Source organism: Hoeflea sp. IMCC20628 (assembly GCF_001011155.1).
GTDB lineage: Bacteria > Pseudomonadota > Alphaproteobacteria > Rhizobiales > Rhizobiaceae > Hoeflea.
Genome location: NZ_CP011479.1, coordinates 1,482,695 through 1,502,314, shown reverse-complemented (window position 1 = coordinate 1,502,314; position 19,620 = coordinate 1,482,695). Strand labels below are relative to the sequence as shown.

Genomic DNA, 19,620 nt, shown 5'->3' with positions numbered 1-19,620 from the left:
ATCAGGTCAACCGTAAAGCGCATTTGTGACAGAAGGATAGGCAAAATGGCAACAGTAGCATTCATCGGTTTGGGCGTTATGGGCTATCCCATGGCAGGACACCTTAAAACCAAGGGCGGCCATGAACTGCGGGTCTACAACCGCACAGCCGAAAAAGCCCGCAAATGGGCCGACGAATTTGGCGGCACTGCCTGCGACACCCCGGCCGAGGCTGCCAAGGGCGCCGATTTCGTCTTCACCTGCGTCGGCAACGACGATGATTTGCGCGCTGTCACCATCGCCCCGGGCGGCGTCCTGCATGGCATGAGCAAAGGCTCGATCCTGATCGACAACACCACCGCGTCCGCCGAAGTGGCACGGCAACTGGCCGATGCCTGCACCGACAAGGGCTGCAGCTTCCTTGATGCGCCAGTCTCAGGTGGCCAGGCCGGTGCCGAAAATGGCGCCCTCACCGTCATGGTTGGCGGCGACGAAGCCACCTTTGATAAAGCCAGCCCCGTCATCGACGCCTATGCCCGCATGGTTGGCCTGATGGGCCCGGTCGGTAGCGGTCAGCTCACCAAGATGATCAACCAGATCTGCATTGCCGGTCTGGTCCAGGGTCTCGCCGAAGGCATTCATTTCGGCAAGAAGGCCGGTCTCGACATCGAAAAAGTGATCGACGTCATTTCCAAGGGCGCAGCAGGCTCCTGGCAGATGGAGAACCGCTACAAGACCATGAATGCCGGCAAGTATGATTATGGTTTTGCCGTCGACTGGATGCGCAAGGATCTCGACATCGTTCTCAATGAAGCCAAACACAACGGCGCGACATTGCCGGTGACGGCGCTGGTCGACCAGTTCTACGCCGACGTACAGGCCATGGGCGGCAAACGCTGGGACACATCCTCGCTGCTGGCACGCCTGGAAAAATAAAATGCCTGTCCGCCGGCCACCGCAAAACGCCGATTACACCGTGCCCGAAATCCTGGCATGGATTGAGGCAAGCGGGTCGGCGGACAATCTTGCCGGCATGGCGCGCTTCGGCATCAATACCGACAAGGCCTATGGCGTCGGCAATGCGGCGCTGAGACCTTTTGGCAAGACACTGGGCCGCAATCATGAGCGCGCGGAGCAACTCTGGCAGACCGGGATGCGCGAGGCCATGATTCTGGCCTTGTTCACCGAAGAACCACGCCGGCTGAGCCCGGCACAGGCACGGGACATGGCCGCCGATTTCAACAGCTGGGAGATAGTCGATCACGCCGCCGATCTGTTCGTCGATGCCGGTCATCTCGATGAGCTGGTTCCGGAGTTCGCCGCAGACGAGCGGGAGTTCGTCCGCCGCACCGCCTTCGCCATGATCGCCTGGGGCGCGGTTCATCTGAAAAAGCGCGACGACGCAGAATTCCTGCGCTTTCTGCCTTTGGTCGAGCAATACACCACTGACCCGCGCAATTTCGTCAAAAAGGCAGTCAATTGGGCATTGCGGCAGATCGGCAAACGCTCAATGACCCTGCACGGGCCAGCTCTCACTCTGGCCGAACAACTCGCAGCTTCCGATGATACGACCGCCCGCTGGATCGGCAAGGACGCGGTCAGGGAGCTGACGGACGAAAAAATCCGACAGCGCCTGATCTCAAAGCAGCTTCAGACCCGTCGCTATTAAAACCCGTCAGCCGCAGTCTTGACGATGTCGCCAAGCAACTCGTTGACCTGATCACGGGCACCGCCTTCGGGCAGGTTGCGGTGACCTATGGTCACCTTGCCAGGCGTCGCGGCATCCTCATAGACAAACACCACATAGGGGCAGTAAGCGATGTCGCCGATATCGGCTTCCATCACGTCGCGCGACACAACTGCCGAGCAGAAGGTAAAGAATTCGGCGTCGGTGTAGAGTTCCTTGGTGGCCCCGACATCACCGGCGGTACGCTTGAGCATTTCGCCGATGAAGCCGTGATAATCAACCTTGAAACCCTTGTTGATGATCGCGTCATTGACGCCCTGCGCGGCATCGGCAAACGGCACCTCTGCAACAACCGTGAAAACGTCCTCGCCGGCGGCCTGCGCAGGTATCGCGGCAAGCGTCGCCAGCCCAAGTCCGAAAACAAAACCTCTCATGACATCGGTCCTTCCCAATGGTTTGTCCCGCCGCGACCAATGCGCAGCAAATTACATTGGAATAATTGCATATTTTGAAAGCAAAGGACAGGCGCGGTTTGTCACGCCATCAGCTGGTTTCAGGTTTTTCCTTGGCCATCTGCAAATAATCCAGCGGCAACTGCGTCGTGTATTTGATCTGCTCCATGGCGAAGGACGACGATACGTCACGAATCTCGATCTTGGCGATCAGCCGCTTGTAGAAGGCGTCATAGGCAGCAATATCGGGCACCACCACGCGCAACAGGTAATCGACATCGCCGCTCATCCGGTAGAATTCCACCACCTCGGGAAACTCGGTGATGACCTCGGAGAACCGTTTCAGCCACTCATTGGAGTGCGAGTTGGTACGGATCGACACGAACACCGTCACCTTGGCATTGACCGCCACCGGATCAAGCAGCGCCACGCGCCGCTTGATGACACCATCTTCTTCCAGCTTCTGAATACGACGCCAGCACGGTGTTGTGGAAAGCCCCACCTTCTTGGCGATTTCGGCAACAGCCAAAGTCGAATCTTCCTGCAACAGGCGTAGGATCTTGCGGTCGAGGCGGTCCATGAGAGTCTCCAAAAACGGGATTATCCTCCCTGATATCGCGCCAGCGCATACTCCACAAAGATTATTTTACCTCAAATCAATCTATCATGAGGAAACGATTCCATCTTTCGGTGAAACCAGAGTCGCGACCCGTTGTTTGAGCTCCGGCAACAGCTCGGCTTCAAACCAGGGGTTCTTGCGGATCCAGCCGCTGTTGCGCCAGGACGGATGCGGCAGCGGTACCACCGGACAGTTCGGATCGCCCACGTCGATGATTTCCCGCCAGTTACGCACCGTCTCGGTCAGCGTTTTCTGCCGCAATGGCCCGAGATGCCAAGCTTGTGCATACTGGCCGATGACCAGGATCAGCTTGAGTTGCGGCATCAGGTCCATCACCTGGCTCCGCCAGGCCGGTGCGCATTCCCGCCGCGGTGGCAGATCCCCTCCCTTGGCGTCATTGCCGGGAAAGCAGAACCCCATCGGCACGATGGCAAACTTGGCCGGATCGTAGAACGCTGGCGCATCAACGCCGAGCCAGTCTCGCAGCCGGTCGCCGGACGGATCGGTGAATGGTTGGCCGCTGCGGTGCACCCGCGCGCCGGGCGCCTGGCCGGCAATCAGGATCGGCGCGCTGGCGGATGCGACGCAGACCGGACGCGGCTCATGCGGCAGCGCCTTGTCCGGACCGCCCTCGGGGCAGTCGCGACATATCCGGCAGGCCGCAATATCAGCCAGCAACAACTCGAGCGCGCGCTCTCCAGTGCTCATGCCACACCCGTCCCATTATGCCTGTGCGCTCGGACGCGCGGATACCGCCCGGTACCAGCGCATGACGTTGGTCAGATGCTCCGGCCGGTCGATCCGCGCCGGCTTCATGAAGTCAAAGGCGATCATGCCGGTGATATCGGCAATGGTGTAGCGGTCGCCCGCTATGAACTCATGATTTGCCAGTTCCTGATCCATCATTTCCAGAAACGCAACCGCCTTGGGCCGGTTGATCTCGCCCCATTCAGCAACCTGCGGCACTTCCCAATCTTTCATCGCCGGATGGGTGTGCCGGAACGCGTTGGCGACAGCGGCGAGAAAATGGTGTTCCATCCGACGGTTCCACATCTCGACGATTGCCTTGTCCTTCGCATCCCCGCCCATCAGCCGTGGTTCGGGATGAAGTTCCTCGAGATAGCGGCAGATCGCCACCGATTCGGAGAGTGCCGTGCCATCATCGAGAACCAGCACCGGTAATCTCTGCAGCGGATTGAGCTCGGTCACCTCGGCGGATTTGTGGCCCAGTTGCCCCATGTCCACCGGCACTCTCTCGACCTCGATTCCCTTCTCCGCCAGAAATACATTCACCCGTCGCGGATTTGGCGCGCGTCCACCATCATAGAGCTTCATTTGATTTCTCTCCCTTGTTGAACATTTCAATCAGACATCAAACAGCCGCCGCAGGAAAGCCATCAGCGTGGCAAAACCCGCATGCAGGTCTTCGCTGAGCCCGCCATGGATTACCCGCCATTGTTTCGGTGTCTGAAAATCGCCGGCCCAAAGCCCGACCGCTTCAGATCTTGCGGCAGTTTCGGCCCACCCATAATCACCAAAAGCGATCGCATGTCCCGACCGCACCATGGTCTCATTGAGATCAACGCCGCCTGACTTGCATCGAACCAGATCGCGGCCATAGCGATCCATCCCCTCGCCTTTGCACTCAATGAGATGCTTGCCGACCAAACCTCGCAAATAGGAGGCTGACTCGATACCGCAGCCGTACTCAAACCCGTCCCTGTGACAACGCTGTTTCAATTCCGGTGCATCAATACCCTTGAGCCGCAACCGCCGTTTACCGATAGCCAGGCTGTCGCCATCCACCACCCGCGCGGCACCGCTGATCTCATCCCCGGCGAAATGATCCATGCGCGCGGCAACAAAAGCGACGCCGGCAATCACCAGCATCGCCACGCCAAGATCAAGATATCTGCGCCAGCCGGAGCGTCGTCTCGACGCGAATCGGGTTCGGAATGCCATGACGCAAATGACCCTGTTTCATTCTCCGGCTCAAGCGCATTGATGTGTGGTTTGGCAAAATTGCAAACAGGTTCTTAAACATTGACGGTTAGTTTTACTGGCAGAATTGGAGACATCGGAAAACCAAGTGTCAAATCCGCAGACCATGACCGACAAGAACATTGTCGACCGCTCGCGTACGCACAAGAACGCAGCGGTGGTCAAAGCCGTGCGCGCCCAGCGTGAACGGTTGCAGCATGGGCGCGAGATAACGCCGGCCTTCGACAATGAAATGTTCCGGCTCCACATCAACGCTGTGTTGCAGGGCGCTGCGGCCCCTCCGGTGCTCGTCATGCTGGCCGCAATCGCCGGGCTTTGGTTCGACGATGCGATTTGGCTTCTGGCCTGGGCGCTGGCGACGATGTTTGTCTATGCCGGACTGGTTCTGATGGCGCGGCGGGCCTCACGGGAGACCATTGCAGAGCAGACCGCCGAGCATTGGCGCCACCGCTTCCTCGGCGTCTTTGTTATCATTGGCCTCTGCTGGGCAGTATTTGCCTATCAGGACTGCACCACCTGTCAGGGTGACACCTTCAATTTTTACAAATCCGCCGTGTTGTTGATTGCACTGGCCGCCACCGCCATGGCGACATTTGCCCTGCGCCATGCCCTTCTTGTTGCAGTCATACCTGTGGTTCTTGTGTTGGCCCTGCGCGCAGGCATGACCCGCGATGTTTCGGACTTTTCCGTGCTGGCGATGATTTTGGCAGTCGCGCTGTTCTTCATCTTCATGTCACGGCGGCTCTATATAACAAACGTCAAGATGCTCGGTTACCAGACCGAGAAGGACGATCTTATCGCCGAACTGGAAGTAGCAAAATCAGTGTCGGACGAAGCCCGGCGCCGCGCCGAGGAATCCAATCTCGCCAAATCGCGGTTTCTGGCCTCCATGAGCCATGAGCTCAGAACCCCGCTCAATGCCATCCTCGGCTTTTCCGAAGTCATGTCGGGCGAAGTGCTCGGCCCGATGGAGAACGAAAGTTACAAGGAATATGTCGGTGATATTCACCGCTCAGGTCAGCACCTGCTCAACCTGATCAACGAGATTCTCGACCTTTCACGCATCGAGGCGGGCCGGTACGAGTTGAATGAAAATGCCCTTGCGCTGTCTGATATTGCAGAAGATTGCATCGGCTTGGTGCAGCTCAAGGCGCGCAGCAAGAACATCAGCATTACAGAATCTTTTGAAGAAAAGATGCCGATGGTCTGGGCCGATGAAAAATCGATGCGTCAGGTCATCCTCAACCTGTTGTCAAATGCGGTGAAATTCACCCCCTCTGGTGGCGAGATCAAGGTCAAGCTCGGCTGGACAGCCGGTGGCGGCCAGTATCTGGCAATCAAGGACAACGGCCCCGGCATCGCCGAGGAGGAAATCCCTGTTGTGCTGGCGGCCTTTGGTCAGGGCTCCATCGCCATCAAGAGCGCCGAACAGGGCACAGGCCTCGGCCTTCCAATTGTCCAGGCGATCCTGGCTAAGCACGGCGGCGAATTCGTGCTCAAATCGAAATTACGCGAGGGCACCGAGGGCATAGCCATTCTGCCGCGCGAGCGGGTGCTCGAAAGCATGGCCCCGGTCGAGGGCCTGCCGGGCGCAGCACAAAAGAAAAAGCGCGTCTTTCGATAGAGCCCAGCCCCGTTGAACCGGGCCGGCCCGGCCCAGTCCAACGATTGAATTGATTTTCTAACCCTTCCCGGCAACACCGGCCTGGGCAAAGGTCGCCATTCCGGAATGACACATTGCCGCTGACTTGACGATGCCAGCAGCAAGTGCGGCCCCTGTACCTTCTCCCAGACGCATCCCCAAAGCCAGCAGCGGCGTTTTGCCAAGTCTCTCGATGGCTGCCATATGCCCCGGCTCGGCAGACACGTGGCCGATCAGGCAATGATCCAGCGCATGCGGATTGACAGCATGCAGCACCGCAGCCGCTGCAGTTGCGACATAACCATCGATCAACACCGGTATGCGCTCCATCCGTGCTGCCATAATGGCGCCGGCCATAGCCGCGAGTTCACGCCCGCCAAGCCGCCGGAGAACCTCGAGGGGATCACCAAGGTGGGCTTTGTGCAATGCCACCGCAGTCTCGACGACCGCGATCTTGCGCACCAGCACCTCGCCTTCCGAACCGGTGCCGGGCCCGACCCAGTCCGCCGCCGATCCGCCATACAGGCCGTAAAAGATGGCTGCAGCGATGGTGGTGTTGCCGATGCCCATTTCACCGATGCACAAAAGATCGGTTCCACCGGCAATCGATTCCATTCCGAAAGCCATGGTTGCCGCACAGGTGCGCTCATCCATCGCTGCTTCCACCGAAATGTCACCGGTCGGCACTTCCAGCGCCAAATCGAAAATCTTGAGACCCAGATCATTGGCGACGCAAATCTGGTTGATGGCGGCGCCGCCTGCGGCAAAATTCTCCACCATCTGCGCCGTCACCGATGACGGAAACGGCGACACACCTTGCGCCGTGACGCCATGATTGCCAGCGAAAATCGCCACCAGAGGCCGGGTGACCTGAGGTGCGCGGCCAGTCCAGGCGGCAAGCCAGAACGCAATTTCTTCGAGCCGTCCCAGCGAGCCCGCGGGTTTGGTCAGCTGTGCATCGCGCTCCCGCGCCGCAGCCAGCGCGGCGGTATCGGGCCCCGGCATATTGCGCAAGAGTTCGCGAAAATCATCGAAAGGCAAACCGCTGGCACTCATTTTTTCTCTCCTCGGGCTCTTCTCGCGCATGACGCGCGACCTGACCCCGTGTAATTGTCGAATCGCTCAAGGACAATAACGTCCACGCCCCCTGATGTCGCAGCCGGCAGGAGACTAATATGCAGATCAGCGACTATCTCGATGACATCGCCCGCTCCACCGGCTTTTTGAGCCGCTTGCCGGTACCCGCACATTATTTTAACGATCATGACGGTTCGCTCTCGCGCGCGTCGGGCATGTTCCCCGCCGCTGGCATCGTCATCGCGCTTTGCCCGGCACTTGTTGTGCTGATCCTGTCCATGCTCGGCGCCAATGCAGCCATGGCCAGCCTCCTTGCACTCATGCTGCTGATCGGCGTCACCGGCGCATTGCACGAGGACGGGCTGGCCGATTCCGCCGATGCATTCGGGGCGCGCGGCGGCCGCGCTCATATGCTCGAGATCATGAAGGACAGCCGCATCGGGACCTATGGGGTTCTGGCTCTGATGGTCAGTTTTGCGCTTCGCGCCATCGCGCTCACCATCATCCTCTCCGTATTCGGTGGCTGGTACACCTGCCTGCTGCTGCTCGCCGTTGCGGCAATATCCCGTGCCAGCATGGTTTGGCATTGGAATGAACTGCCCCCTGCCCGCCAGGATGGCGTCGCGGCTTCGGTGGGAACACCCGACGACAGCGCCAAAACCTTCGCGCTCGCATCAGGCGGGATCCTGTTTCTCGCGATTGCCGGCCTTGCCATCGGGTGGATACCGGCTGTGCTTGCGCTGGCAATCATGGCAGTTGCCGTCCAGCAGTGGACATCCATCGTGCGCAAGCGGCTCGGCGGCCACACCGGCGACACCATCGGCGCGACCCAGCAGATCACCGAGACGGCCGGTCTGGCCACCCTTGCCCTTTTGGTTTGAAGATCCGATATAGAAGCTACGTAACCCTGAGGCGCAGACGAAGGACCCGATGAACCCCCGATGAGTATACAATCACCCTGCATTCTCGTCTGCTCGATGGACCTGACCACCGGATATTGTTTCGGGTGCGGGCGCACGCGCGACGAAATCGCAGGCTGGATCAATTACACGCCCGAAGACCGGCGCCAGGTCATGGCGGAACTGCCGGAGCGGATGGAAACCATCGAGCGCAAGCCGAGACGCGAAACCCGGCGGCAACGCATGGCGCGTGAGCGCCAGGACGTCATTCCGGAATGATCTTCATACTCGTCGCGATCGGTGTCACTTTGGCTGTGCTTGCTTTCAACCATGAATCAGGGATGAGCTTCGGACTGCCCAATGACGATCTTGCCAGCCTGGTCTATCTCGGCCTGATTGCCGCCGTCATTGGCGCGGGCGTTGTCGGCGCGCATCGCAATATCGGCGAATTGATCAAGAACCTGCTGATCTGGGTGGTTGTCAGTCTCGGACTGATTACCGGCTGGCTCTATCAGGATCAGGCCCGGGAAACGGTGGCGCGCATTGCCGGCGGCCTGGCTCCGGGACGCCCGGTCATCATCTCCGATGGTAACGGCAGCGCCGTCTCGATCCGCAAATCGCTGAACGGGCATTTCGAAGCCACAGGCTCGGTCAACGGCAAAACCGTGAACTTCCTCATTGATACTGGTGCAACCTCGATCGCGCTATCGCACAAGGATGCGCTGAGTATCGGTTTTTCGGACGAAGACCTGAGCTATACGCTGGTCATCAACACCGCCAACGGCAAGGCAAAAGCAGCACCTGTCCGGCTTGAAAGTGTCGAGGTCGGGTCCATTGCCCGGACCGGATTGCGCGCCATGGTTTCCGAACCCGGACGGCTCGATCAAAGCCTGCTGGGGATGAACTTCATCTCCTCGCTGACTGCTTTCGAGATGCGCCAGGACGAGGTCATCTTGCGGGACTGACGTCCCCGGGACTGCGACAGCTTCAGGCAAGCAGCCAACGGTACCATTGCCTTAGAATCGTCTGCAATCCCGTTTTGTCCCGCAATGCCATAGTGGAAATGCGACCTCCGGCAGCACCATGATATCCAGTTATCAATCCTATACGTTTTACACCCGGGACATAAATGAGACGCTGCGCCGCGCTGCCGCGGATCCGATTGTCACCAGGGAGGCGCAGTATTACCGCGACACCATCGGTACGATCACCAGCATCGATGAGTTTCTGGCCGATGACCGTGTCTACGCCTATGCCATGAAGGCCTATGGCCTTGAGGAGATGGCCTACGCCAAGGCCTTCATCCGCAAGGTCATGGAAAGCGATCTGACGGACTCTGGCAGTTTTGCCAATCTGCTCACGGACGTGAAATACAAGAACCTTGCGGCGGCCTATGATTTCGGCAGCACGGTCACAAGCGAGATTGTCCAGACCACCAGCCAGATTGACGATCTGGTCGGAACCTATGAGCAAAGCATTGAAAACAACGACGCCGTATTGCGGCAGGCGACCAACTATTTCACTGCGGTGTCGAAAACCTTCACCGACGTTGATGACCTGTTCAAGAACACTTCCGCACGCGACTACGTCTTCACCACTTTCGGCATTGATCCCAAGACCTTTGATTATGACACGATCAGGAGCGTCCTCACCAGCAACATTGCCGATCCGGACAGCTATGTGAATTCGGTACTCGCGCCGAAGGTTGCCGAATGGAATGGCCTCATCAATGATCTGACGATAGATCGGGCAGACGGGACACGAACACCCGCACAAATCACCAAAATCGATTATCTGATTGCCCAGTACACCAAGTCCATTGAAACCATTGGCAAATACTACGAACTCGCCGCGTCGTTCAATTTCAATGCAGATGGCAGTCTGGATGCCGGTGTCGAACCAATGAATGATGCGCAGCTAAAACTGGTGACCGACCGGTATGTGTTTTCGCAACCGCGGCTAACCGCCACCGGCGCGCTGCTAAACAAGCAATATTATGAAGAGACAATTTCCGGCATCACCTCGCTGGACGATCTTCTCAGTGACAGCCGTCTCAGCACAATGGTGCTGACGGCCTATGGCGTTCCATTGACCACCAGTCGCAGCGATGTCCAATGGGCGTTGCAGCAGGACACGTCAGACCTCAATGGTGAGATCTATTCGAAAAGCGACGCCATCATCGCGCTGGCCAAAGCCTTCAATTTCGAGAGTGATGGCAGCATTACGCCAGGAAAAGACATCCAGGACGCAACGCAGCTGTACAATACGACAGCCCACTACATTTCTGCTTATGACGATCTGGATGAAGAAAAGGATGCGGCCGCAATTGCAAAATACAAGCTCTATATTGGGCTGACATCCGATCTGAATGACTTTTTGTCAAAGGAATCGGCTGCGGTGACGATCCGGGAATTTGCGCTGAAGGCCTTCAACATTTCGCCCGACGAGGTCTCCACTTTCAAACTGAAGCAGATCTTCACCAGCGATCCCTATGACCCTACCAGCTATGTGAACAAATTGAAGGATGAACGGTTCGTCGAACTGGCCAAGGCTTTCAACTTCACCGAGGATGGCAGCATCGGCGCGCCGCGTTATGCCCAGTCCGAAAACGAAATCACCCGGATCACCAAGGCCTACTACACGGCTTACACGCGGCTGGATTCCAGCGATTCGGGCAAGGCGGCTGCCGAGACCGAGGCCGCCTATTATCGTACCCAGTTGCAAACCCTGGAAAGCGTTGACCAACTGCTGGCCGATACCCGCCTGACAAATGTATTGCTGGTTGCCGAAGGCCTGAAGCCGAAAGAAGTCAGCTCGGAAACCTTGAGAGCGGTGTTGGTATCAGACCTGGATGATCCCGATAGTTTTGCCAATCAGCAAACCGATATCGCCTTCCAGAAGCTGGCCGGGTCCTTTAACTTTGATGCAGACGGAATCATTCAGAGCTCCGCGACCAAGAGCATCCAGAACGACAGGGGACTGGTCGAAACCCAGCGGCTTTATCTGACCCAAGCGGTTGAAGAGGAAGCCGGAGAAGACAGCGTCGGCGCTCGCCTAGCACTTTATTTCGAGCGGATGGCGCCGACAATCACGAGCACCTACGAACTTCTCGCCGATGAAGCCCTGGCGCAGTTTTTTCGCACCACATTCTCAATATCGGATGAAACGGCTGCCACCGATATTGATGTGCAGAAAGCCATGTTTGAACGGTATTTTGAAATCGACGACCTGCTGGATCCGGAAAAGATCGAAACCATGGTTCAGCGGTTTTTGGCGCTGTATGATGTCGACAACGGAGTTCAGGACCCTGTGCTCTCGATTTTCAACAACGACACTTCCATCAGCTTTGAAAACGTGGCGACGTTGATGCAATTGCGCAACTATTGATGACGTTCCGGCACTGACCATGATCTGGCGCATTTTTGTCAGCTGAGGCTGTAGAAAAACCGGGCTGCGACGATCAGCATGAAAATGCCAAACCCGATTTCCAGTTGCCGCTTCTCCAGCGCATGCGCAAGCCGCACGCCAAGTGGCGCGACAGCAAGCGTAATCGGAATAATCAGCGCAACCACCACCCAGTTGACATAGCCGGTTGAAAACGGCGGCAGGCCCCCTGCTCCCCAGCCTGCCCAGATATAGCCGAGCAGGCCCGGAATCGAGATCAGCACACCGACGCCTGATGATGTGGCCACGGCCTGGTGCACAGGGCGGCCATACAAAGTCATGAACGTGTTGTTGAGTACGCCGCCGCCAATACCCATCAGCGCAGACAAAAGCCCGATCAGCGCCCCGACACTGGCACGGACAGGATTTGGCGGCAGATCTGTTCCAAGGCGCCAGCTCTGCCGGTTAAACAGCATCCTCAGTCCGACAATGATGGCGATGCCCGCAAAGATGGCGCGCAACCCGGCACTCGATACCGAGGCGACGATCAGTGACGCGGCCACCACACCAAACGGTATTGGCAGGATCCAGCTGCGCAACAGTTCCAGATCGATGGCCCCACGCGCCTTGTGCGCCATGAAGGAGCGAACCGACGTCGGTACGATTATGGCCAGCGATGTTCCGACCGCGAGATGCATGCGCACGGCCTCATCGATGTGAATGAGACCGAAGATCTGATAGAAGACCGGAACCAGAATTGCCCCGCCACCGATGCCGAACAAGCCTGCAAGAACGCCTGCGACACAGCCTGCACCGGCCAGCGCCGCTGCAATCCAGATCAATTCTTCCACAGGAGGCATGCGGCAGGGTTCCTTGTTCGGTTTTTCGGGAGTCCGGTGAGCCTCAACGCACAATCGAATGGCGTATGCTGGCCAGACGTCATCAAACCGATTGATTTTTTAAGCGTTGTTTTACCGGGCGCGGCAATCATAAATGCCGGTTCAGCTTCACAATCCAGTTCAGCCTCCACCCTGCGAAACCGTTGAGTGTCGGTGTTGTCCGGATGTCTGTTGATGCCCCATCATCAGGGATACGCTTTGAAGGCCGGTTTGTCCGGCCTTCTTTTCGCGCTCAGTCGCAGTGCCTGTAGGAAGTCTTGCGCTTTCTCAGGTCAAAATGGAAATGGTCCTTGTGATGCACATCGCTGCCCGGCCCGAGAACGGTGTTGAAATATTTGCAGCTGTCGGCACGGATATTGTTAAGCAGGCTCTTTTCCCGAAACGCGAAAAAACCGGGCTTCTTCACATCGATTGTACGACCGTTGTCCAGGGTGATCTTGCCGACGTCGATGGCGTTGCCTTTGGCGTGTTCCGACATCGGCGCACCGGCCTTGGAATTCATGGTGCGGCAGGAATAGGATGAAAGCTGCCGGATCGAACTGACGCCGGACATATAGCGCACCCTTGCAGCCGGCCCGAGCTCATTCTTGACCCACTGAGCAAAGGCGTCGGTGATCTGGCAGTTAAGCTTTGCTGCCGGCTTGATCTCTATCCCGCCCGAAAGCTTGGTGACCTCCACCGGGTACGGGATCGAACAACCCGCGCCGCTGCTGATTGCCGGGACATCGCGGAATGTCACGCCAAGGCGCTTGAGCCGCGTGCGGCACGCTTTTTCGGCGGCCGGCATGCCGCCTGCCCATTGCGGCTTTGCGAGCGGATTGGTGAAACGGGGAAGCAGCCCGGCCAGCAGCGACGGCTTTTTCTCAACCTTGGACATGCTTGTGTCGGGGACCTGTTCCGGAACCGCGGCTTCCATTTGGGGCGGACTGGCCAGACGAAGCGTGTCTGTGCCAATCCCCGTGACAACCGGCTGATCCACATTGCCTTCCGGCAATGCTGAGGTCATCTGGTTCATGTCGACGCCTGCCGACACCGGATAGGCCAGCACATTTTGCATCGGCGCATCCGGTCCGTTTGGAAGCAGCGAAGTACCCGGGTCACTGAACAAGGCCTGCTCCACAGGCGAACTGGTCATCATTGGCGCGGCTGATGGAGCGAACATCGCCGGAGCTTTCGGCTCGGCACGAATAACCGGCCGGACCTGCTCCATGCCCAGCAGGTCGCCTGGAGGGGCCAACCCGGCATCGCCTGAACATCCGGCGACGGCAAGCACACCCATCAGCGCCAGTCCCGCAAGGAGCGGTCTGGAGTACAGCAGTTCAGTTGGGCAAGACGGCATGGAAAGGTCCGATATAACGCAAAACAGATCATGAAATTCGCACATAAGGGTAAAGGAAGGCTGATGATCGGCCTTAATGCTTAGGGCAATATTGTGGCAGGCCCGGTTTGGGACTGTGAAAAAGCACCCGGCATGCGCCGCGTGTCCGGCTTTCGAGCTCGTCCCCAGCTTCCGGCTGTGCAAGGGTTCAAATAGCGTGCAGACCCCGGTACACATGGAAGTCAACAAGGAGCAGGTCATGATCAAGCCAACGGGTGAACTGACATTGCGGACGCTGGCGATGCCGGCTGACGCCAATGCTGCCGGCGACATTTTTGGGGGGTGGGTGATGGCTCAGATGGATCTGGCCTGCGGCATCCGCGCCGCCGAGCGTGCGCACGGGCGTGTGGTCACAGCGGCGGTCAATGAAATGTCCTTCGCCATGCCGGTCAAGATCGGCGATACGCTGTGCATCTACACTGACATCGTCAAGGTCGGCCGCACTTCTATGACTCTTCTGGTCGAAGCCTGGGCCCAGCGCTATCTGACCCCGCAAATGGACAAGGTGACCAATGCCTTGTTCGTCATGGTCGCACTCGACGCCAACAACAAGCCGACTCCGCTACCTGCAGAATGACGGCCCGCAGGCCAAACCCTGCCGCCTGAACAAGGATCTCCTGGACCCCGCAAGGAACCAACTATGCCTGCCCGGCGTTGGTGACAGGCAATTAAAGGAGAAACACATGCCAGCTATGAAAAACGGATCAATCTTCGATCCCGTCGACACACAGGTTGGCGGTGATGCAGATATCGATGGTATCGCCCAGACCATTACAGCTGACGATATCAACACAGTGCTGATGTCGCCGCGGTCAGTCGATCAACGTATTTACGTCTTGCGGTCAATGCGAGATGAGCTTGAAGCCCGATCCCATGCTGACTTCGGTGGCGACATGGACCCCTTGGTCGCCGAGATCAATGGGGCGCTTGAGCAACTGTCGCCTCAGATGTAGCGTAAAATGTGTCACTTCCCGCCTCCGCATGAACTTCAATTCCAAGCGAGGATTTTGAAATGTCCGGCAACGACCATGGTCCATCCGTCAAAGACAGCGACACCTATGAGGCTTTGCGTGACGATGGAGCTTCCAAACAAAAAGCCGCCCGCATAGCCAACGCCCAGGCCAATGACAGCCAGCACCCCTCTTCCAAGGGCGGCAAGGCATCTGCGTATGAGGATTGGACCAAGGACGAGCTTTATGGACGGGCGCAAGAGCTCGGGATCCAAGGCCGGTCAGCGATGACCAAGGGCGATTTGATCCAGGCATTGCGCAACAACTGACGCGACAGGTTCAGGGCGCCCAACCCACAGATTGACTAAGCTTGTCCAGAACGCCGCCAGCCTTGATGCCGGTGGCGTCTTGCGTTTTTCAGGTCACCCGCCGCAGGAAGTCGCGGGTCCGGGGATCCTGTGGCGCATCAAATATCTGGCTTGGCGGCCCCTGTTCGACGATCCGCCCTCCCTCCATGAACACGATTCGGTCGGCGATCTCGCGGGCGAACTGCATCTCGTGGGTGACGATCAGCATGGTCTGGCGCTGCTCTGCCACGCGGCGCATTAGATCCAGCACCTCGCCGACCCATTCGGGATCGAGAGCCGAAGTCGGCTCATCAAACAGCATCAGATCCGCGCCCAGCGCCATCGCCCGGCCGATCCCGACGCGTTGCTGCTGGCCACCCGACAGCGCCGCCGGATAGGCATCGGCCTTGTCGCTCAACCCGGTTTCGCGCAACACCGCGTCTGCCCGGGCTTCGGCTTCGGCAGGCGATTGCTTCTGCACGGTAATCAAGGCTTCGGTGATGTTCTGCCGTGCAGTTTTGTTGGCAAACAGCGCATAATTCTGAAACACGAAGGCCGTACGGCGGCGCAGCGCCAGAATATCGGCGCGACTGGCGCGAGCCGCATCGACGCTCAAATCGCCCACAGTGATGATGCCTGAGTCAGGGTGATCGAGAAAGTTGATGGCGCGCAGCAGCGTTGATTTTCCGGTGCCTGACGGGCCGATGATAACGACCCGCTCACCGTCGGCAATATCCAGATCAATGCCGTCGAGCACGGTATTGGCGCCAAAGCGCTTGACCAGTCCGCGAACGCCGGTCATCGGGCATAGGCCTGTTCCATGCGGCCCTCCAGCAGGCGCTGGCCGTAGGACAGCACCTCGACGATACCCCAGTAGAGAATGGCGACCACAATGAAACTTTCAAAATAGAGGAAACTGCCGGCCGCTTCCTTCTGGGTGGCGCCCATCATTTCGGTAACGCCAAGGGTGAAGGCCAGCGATGTGCTCTTGATCATGTCGATGAAATAGTTGACCAGCGTTGGTGCTGCCACCCGCGAGGCCTGCGGTAGCACGATGCGCCGCAACATCTGGCCACGGGTCATGCCGACGGCCATCGACGCTTCCCACTGGCTGCGGTCGACGCCGAGAATGGCAGCCCGGATGCTCTCGGCCATATAGGCCGAAAAATGCAGCGTCAGCCCCATGATCGCCGCGGTCACGCCATTGATCTGGGCCAGGAATGACACCAGTTGTGGCAGCCCGTAGTAAAACAGGAAAAGCTGGACCAGCAACGGTGTACCGCGAAAAAAGCTGATGAACAGCATCACAGCCTGATCCAGCACCGGAATTCGCAAGATCCGCTCTACCGCCAGCAGCGACGCCAGCACCAGCGCCAGCGCCATCGACGCCAGAGCCATGGCCAGCGTCAGCGGCACATAACCCAGAAGCACCGGGACCAAGCCAAGCATATAATCGAGATCGAGCGGTTGCATGGCGATACCTTATTCGGTCGAGGTTATGTCCGATCCGAACCACGTCTGCGAGATATCCGCAAGCGTGCCGTCACTTTTCAACGTGGTCAGGGCTGCATCGACCTTGTCGCGCAGCGCCCGGCTCGCCTCGTCATCACGGAACGGCAAGGCATTGTGAATTTCAGCGAACGGCTTGCCGGCAAGCGCCAGTGGCAGCGGGCTTTTTTCGATCACTTGAGCCGACGACACCCGGTCCATCACGAAAGCGTCGACCCGGCCAAGTGCGGTGTCCTGTTCGATATTGGACTCGTAGGTCTTGATGGTGATTTCGCCCGCATAGGGAAGGTCACTGAGCAATTGCTCGAAATTTGATCCCAGATTGACCGCGACCGTACGGCCCTTGAGGTCTTCCGGTCCCTTGATCTCGCTCTCATTGCCCTTCTTCACCACCACCTGTGCGCCGTCATAGACGTAAGGCTGGGTGAAGGCGAAGGCTGCTTCCCGCTCCGGCGTAATGGTAATCTGGTTGGCGACAGTGTCAATGCGGCCGGAACTCAGCGCTCCGATCAGGCCGGAAAACGACATCGTGACATATTCGACGTTCAAGCCTGTTTCCCGACCCACCGCGTCCATCACATCAACCTCAAAGCCCTGCAGCTTGTCCTGCTTCACAAAAGTGAAGGGGAAATAGCCGCCCGACATGCCGACCCTCAGCGTATCCTGAGCCTGGGCCATGGTGACGAGGCTGGCCGTCGTGACGGCAGCAATAACGAGTGCTTTCAACATTGGATATATCCCTTGATGGTCCGAACCGGCGCCGAACATCGGCGCAACGAGGCTCGCGGCCCCTTCAACTGAACGGCTTAGATGGGCGTTGGTTCCAACTTGTCAAAGGCGGATTGCGCTATGTGTTGCGCCGTGAACGCGCGTGATCGCCACCGGCGGCTTGCCAAAATCAGGCGGCGGCCGTCAGATCGGCAAAATCGATTGCGGCAAAAGCTGCGCCCATCACCTCCGGCCCTGCACCCGGACGCACTGCCTCATTTGACAGGATCTGGCGGAACCGGCGCGCGCCACGGACACCCAGGAACAGCCCGACCATGTGGCGGGTGACGTGGATAAGGCGCCCGCCCGAAGCCAGATGCGCCTCGGCATGGGCCATCATCGCCGCGCAGACCGCTTCCCAGTCGATCTCAGGCACGTCCATGCCGTAGATCCGCCGGTCAACCTCGCCGAGCAGCGAGGCATTGTGATACGCGGCCCGCCCGAGCATCACCCCGTCGACATGATTCAAATGATCAACAGCCTGATTCAGATCGGCAACGCCACCATTTATACCAATGAAAACGTTCGGAAATTCCTGTTTAAGCCGATAGACCCGATCATAGTCCAGCGGCGGGACATCGCGGTTCTGCTTCGGCGAAAGCCCTTCCAGCCAGGCCTTGCGGGCATGCACCCACAGCGCGTCGGTACCGGCATCCAGGACGGCATGCGCAAATGCAGACAAGGCGATCTCTGTGTCCTGCTCATCGACGCCGATGCGGCATTTGACCGTCACCGGCAGATCCGACACCGCCTTCATCGCCGCCACGCAGCCCGCCACCAGGTCCGGTTCACGCATCAGGCAGGCGCCGAAAGCACCTGACTGGACCCGGTCAGAGGGGCAGCCGACATTGAGATTAATTTCGTCATAGCCGAAGTCGGCGGCAATCCGCACCGCCTCGGCCAGCTTGTCGGGTTCGGAGCCACCCAGTTGCAGCGCCACCGGATGCTCGGCAGGATCATACCCCAGCAACCGCTCCCGGTCGCCATGGATGATCGCGTCAGCCACCACCATCTCGGTGTAAAGCAGCGCCTGGTGCGACAATTGCCGGTGCAGGAACCGGCAATGCCGGTCCGTCCAGTCCATCATCGGTGCCACCGAGAGGATCTTGTCTTTGCTTTTCAATGCGTCGCGATACATGTCGTCAGCCTGAGCCTGCCACGGGTGTGTGTATTGGTGGAGATGCGGGGCCTCATACCGGATTTTACAGCCCATTGCACGATTATTGCGAACGCAATGCCCACACTCCTGCCGGCAATCATACGACAAACCGATCCGGAGCAAACCACACCGCTTTTGGTCTACGACTGCCCGCATCTGACCGCGGTCGCCCGGATTGCCGCAACGGATGGAACCCAAACAGGACTCGAGCATTGTAGACCGGTAAGTTTCAATCGCAAAGGAGACCCCGATGCCGAATATGGAAAACGCAAAAATCCTTATCATGTCGACCAACGGTTTTGAGCAGTCCGAGCTCGAATACCCGCTTGAGCACCTCACCAAGGCAGGCGCAACCGTTCATGTCGCCACCCCCGATGGCAAGCCGATAAAGGGCTGGGACAAGGATGATTGGGGTCACACGGTCGATGCAGATCTGAAAATTTCCGATGTCAAAGTCGATGACTATATCGCTCTGGTGCTGCCCGGCGGCCAGATCAATCCGGACGTTCTGCGGGTCAACAAGGAAGCTGTTCAGCTGGTCCGTGATTTCGTCACCGGCGACAAGATCGTAGCCGCCATCTGCCACGCCCCTTGGCTGCTGATTGAAGCCGGCGTCATCAAGGGTCGCGAGGCAACCTCCTACCACTCGATCCGCACCGACATGGAAAATGCCGGCGCCATGTGGAAAGACAGCGAGATCGCCATCGACAACGGCATCATCACCAGCCGTTCACCCGAGGATCTGGAAGCCTTCGTGTCCAAGATTATCGAAGAAGTCCGCGAAGGCGAGCATCATCGCGACTCTGCCAACGCTGCCTGACACTGGAACGGGGCAACCGCATTTGCGGCTGCCCCCACCGCGCCGCATTT

Annotated in this window: 23 protein-coding genes; 11 read left to right on the top strand and 12 right to left on the bottom strand. The window is 58.4% G+C overall.

All coding sequences use genetic code 11. The annotated features are described in order from the left end of the window. Positions 1-45 precede the first annotated feature (45 nt). Together IMCC20628_RS07065 and IMCC20628_RS07060 are read left to right on the top strand one after the other, a co-directional pair. The gene (locus tag IMCC20628_RS07065) at positions 46-915 is read left to right on the top strand and encodes an NAD(P)-dependent oxidoreductase (protein WP_047029635.1); all 870 of its coding nucleotides are present in this window, start codon (positions 46-48) and stop codon (positions 913-915) included. 1 nt (position 916) lies between these two features. Then, on the top strand, positions 917-1,648 hold the full coding sequence (locus IMCC20628_RS07060) for a DNA alkylation repair protein (protein WP_047029634.1): 732 nt from the start codon (positions 917-919) through the stop codon (positions 1,646-1,648). Here the strand turns inward: IMCC20628_RS07060 and IMCC20628_RS07055 are convergent. From IMCC20628_RS07055 to IMCC20628_RS07035, 5 genes are all read right to left on the bottom strand, one after another. Then, entirely contained in the window at positions 1,645-2,100 is a 456-nt protein-coding gene (locus tag IMCC20628_RS07055; protein WP_047029633.1) for a hypothetical protein, read from the bottom strand. The two genes, IMCC20628_RS07060 and IMCC20628_RS07055, sit on opposite strands and share 4 nt — an antisense overlap. Positions 2,101-2,209: 109 nt before the next feature. Beyond that, the gene (locus tag IMCC20628_RS07050; RefSeq protein ID WP_047029632.1) at positions 2,210-2,698 is read right to left on the bottom strand and encodes an Lrp/AsnC family transcriptional regulator; all 489 of its coding nucleotides are present in this window, start codon (positions 2,696-2,698) and stop codon (positions 2,210-2,212) included. A gap of 84 nt (positions 2,699-2,782) precedes the next feature. After that, the gene (locus tag IMCC20628_RS07045) at positions 2,783-3,445 is read right to left on the bottom strand and encodes a uracil-DNA glycosylase family protein (protein WP_047029631.1); all 663 of its coding nucleotides are present in this window, start codon (positions 3,443-3,445) and stop codon (positions 2,783-2,785) included. A 15-nt stretch (positions 3,446-3,460) separates the two neighbouring features. After that, positions 3,461-4,072, bottom strand: coding sequence for a glutathione S-transferase (locus IMCC20628_RS07040; protein WP_047029630.1), 612 nt, complete (start codon positions 4,070-4,072; stop codon positions 3,461-3,463). A gap of 30 nt (positions 4,073-4,102) precedes the next feature. After that, complete coding sequence (locus tag IMCC20628_RS07035; RefSeq protein WP_047029629.1) at positions 4,103-4,699, bottom strand: thermonuclease family protein; 597 nt, start codon at positions 4,697-4,699, stop codon at positions 4,103-4,105. A 145-nt stretch (positions 4,700-4,844) separates the two neighbouring features. Here IMCC20628_RS07035 and IMCC20628_RS07030 point away from each other — a divergent pair, with 145 nt between their 5' ends. Next, positions 4,845-6,362, top strand: coding sequence for a HAMP domain-containing sensor histidine kinase (locus IMCC20628_RS07030; RefSeq protein WP_047032342.1), 1,518 nt, complete (start codon positions 4,845-4,847; stop codon positions 6,360-6,362). A gap of 57 nt (positions 6,363-6,419) precedes the next feature. On the opposite strand, the gene cobT is transcribed toward IMCC20628_RS07030, so the two are convergent. Continuing rightward, positions 6,420-7,436 (bottom strand): nicotinate-nucleotide--dimethylbenzimidazole phosphoribosyltransferase, encoded by a 1,017-nt coding sequence (cobT, locus tag IMCC20628_RS07025; RefSeq protein WP_047029628.1) that lies wholly within the window; start codon positions 7,434-7,436, stop codon positions 6,420-6,422. 119 nt (positions 7,437-7,555) lie between these two features. On the opposite strand from cobT, the gene cobS reads away from it, so the two are divergent. The 4 genes from cobS to IMCC20628_RS07005 all read left to right on the top strand — a co-directional run bounded on the left by cobS (position 7,556) and on the right by IMCC20628_RS07005 (position 11,743). After that, a complete protein-coding gene (gene cobS / locus IMCC20628_RS07020; protein ID WP_047029627.1) occupies positions 7,556-8,338 on the top strand; it encodes an adenosylcobinamide-GDP ribazoletransferase in 783 nt (260 codons plus the stop codon). A 60-nt stretch (positions 8,339-8,398) separates the two neighbouring features. Next, the gene (locus tag IMCC20628_RS07015) at positions 8,399-8,635 is read left to right on the top strand and encodes a DUF1289 domain-containing protein (protein WP_047029626.1); all 237 of its coding nucleotides are present in this window, start codon (positions 8,399-8,401) and stop codon (positions 8,633-8,635) included. Next, positions 8,632-9,321 carry a TIGR02281 family clan AA aspartic protease gene (locus IMCC20628_RS07010; RefSeq protein ID WP_047029625.1) on the top strand — a complete coding sequence of 230 codons (690 nt, stop codon included), beginning with the start codon at positions 8,632-8,634 and terminating at the stop codon, positions 9,319-9,321. The genes IMCC20628_RS07015 and IMCC20628_RS07010 overlap by 4 nt, the downstream gene beginning before the upstream one ends. Positions 9,322-9,439: 118 nt before the next feature. After that, complete coding sequence (locus tag IMCC20628_RS07005; RefSeq protein ID WP_047029624.1) at positions 9,440-11,743, top strand: DUF1217 domain-containing protein; 2,304 nt, start codon at positions 9,440-9,442, stop codon at positions 11,741-11,743. 38 nt (positions 11,744-11,781) lie between these two features. On the opposite strand, the gene IMCC20628_RS07000 is transcribed toward IMCC20628_RS07005, so the two are convergent. Together IMCC20628_RS07000 and IMCC20628_RS06995 are read right to left on the bottom strand one after the other, a co-directional pair. Further along, the gene (locus IMCC20628_RS07000) at positions 11,782-12,600 is read right to left on the bottom strand and encodes a sulfite exporter TauE/SafE family protein (protein ID WP_047029623.1); all 819 of its coding nucleotides are present in this window, start codon (positions 12,598-12,600) and stop codon (positions 11,782-11,784) included. A 271-nt stretch (positions 12,601-12,871) separates the two neighbouring features. After that, complete coding sequence (locus IMCC20628_RS06995; protein WP_047032341.1) at positions 12,872-13,978, bottom strand: extensin family protein; 1,107 nt, start codon at positions 13,976-13,978, stop codon at positions 12,872-12,874. 238 nt (positions 13,979-14,216) lie between these two features. On the opposite strand from IMCC20628_RS06995, the gene IMCC20628_RS06990 reads away from it, so the two are divergent. From IMCC20628_RS06990 to IMCC20628_RS06980, 3 genes are all read left to right on the top strand, one after another. Further along, on the top strand, positions 14,217-14,594 hold the full coding sequence (locus IMCC20628_RS06990) for an acyl-CoA thioesterase (protein WP_047032340.1): 378 nt from the start codon (positions 14,217-14,219) through the stop codon (positions 14,592-14,594). A 106-nt stretch (positions 14,595-14,700) separates the two neighbouring features. Next, a complete protein-coding gene (locus IMCC20628_RS06985; protein ID WP_156174430.1) occupies positions 14,701-14,970 on the top strand; it encodes a hypothetical protein in 270 nt (89 codons plus the stop codon). A gap of 59 nt (positions 14,971-15,029) precedes the next feature. Beyond that, the gene (locus IMCC20628_RS06980) at positions 15,030-15,296 is read left to right on the top strand and encodes a Rho termination factor N-terminal domain-containing protein (protein ID WP_047029621.1); all 267 of its coding nucleotides are present in this window, start codon (positions 15,030-15,032) and stop codon (positions 15,294-15,296) included. Between the two features lie 88 nt (positions 15,297-15,384). On the opposite strand, the gene IMCC20628_RS06975 is transcribed toward IMCC20628_RS06980, so the two are convergent. The 4 genes from IMCC20628_RS06975 to dusA all read right to left on the bottom strand — a co-directional run bounded on the left by IMCC20628_RS06975 (position 15,385) and on the right by dusA (position 18,729). After that, entirely contained in the window at positions 15,385-16,116 is a 732-nt protein-coding gene (locus IMCC20628_RS06975; protein WP_047029620.1) for an amino acid ABC transporter ATP-binding protein, read from the bottom strand. Then, a complete protein-coding gene (locus IMCC20628_RS06970; RefSeq protein WP_047029619.1) occupies positions 16,113-16,787 on the bottom strand; it encodes an amino acid ABC transporter permease in 675 nt (224 codons plus the stop codon). The genes IMCC20628_RS06975 and IMCC20628_RS06970 overlap by 4 nt, the downstream gene beginning before the upstream one ends. A 9-nt stretch (positions 16,788-16,796) precedes the next feature. After that, positions 16,797-17,552, bottom strand: a complete 756-nt coding sequence (locus tag IMCC20628_RS06965) for an amino acid ABC transporter substrate-binding protein (protein ID WP_047029618.1) — start codon at positions 17,550-17,552, stop codon at positions 16,797-16,799. Between the two features lie 169 nt (positions 17,553-17,721). Beyond that, positions 17,722-18,729 (bottom strand): tRNA dihydrouridine(20/20a) synthase DusA, encoded by a 1,008-nt coding sequence (gene dusA, locus IMCC20628_RS06960; RefSeq protein WP_047029617.1) that lies wholly within the window; start codon positions 18,727-18,729, stop codon positions 17,722-17,724. 271 nt (positions 18,730-19,000) lie between these two features. Between dusA and IMCC20628_RS06955 the strand changes: the two genes are divergently transcribed. Further along, positions 19,001-19,570, top strand: a complete 570-nt coding sequence (locus IMCC20628_RS06955) for a type 1 glutamine amidotransferase domain-containing protein (RefSeq protein WP_047029616.1) — start codon at positions 19,001-19,003, stop codon at positions 19,568-19,570. The last annotated feature ends 50 nt before the right edge of the window (positions 19,571-19,620 follow it).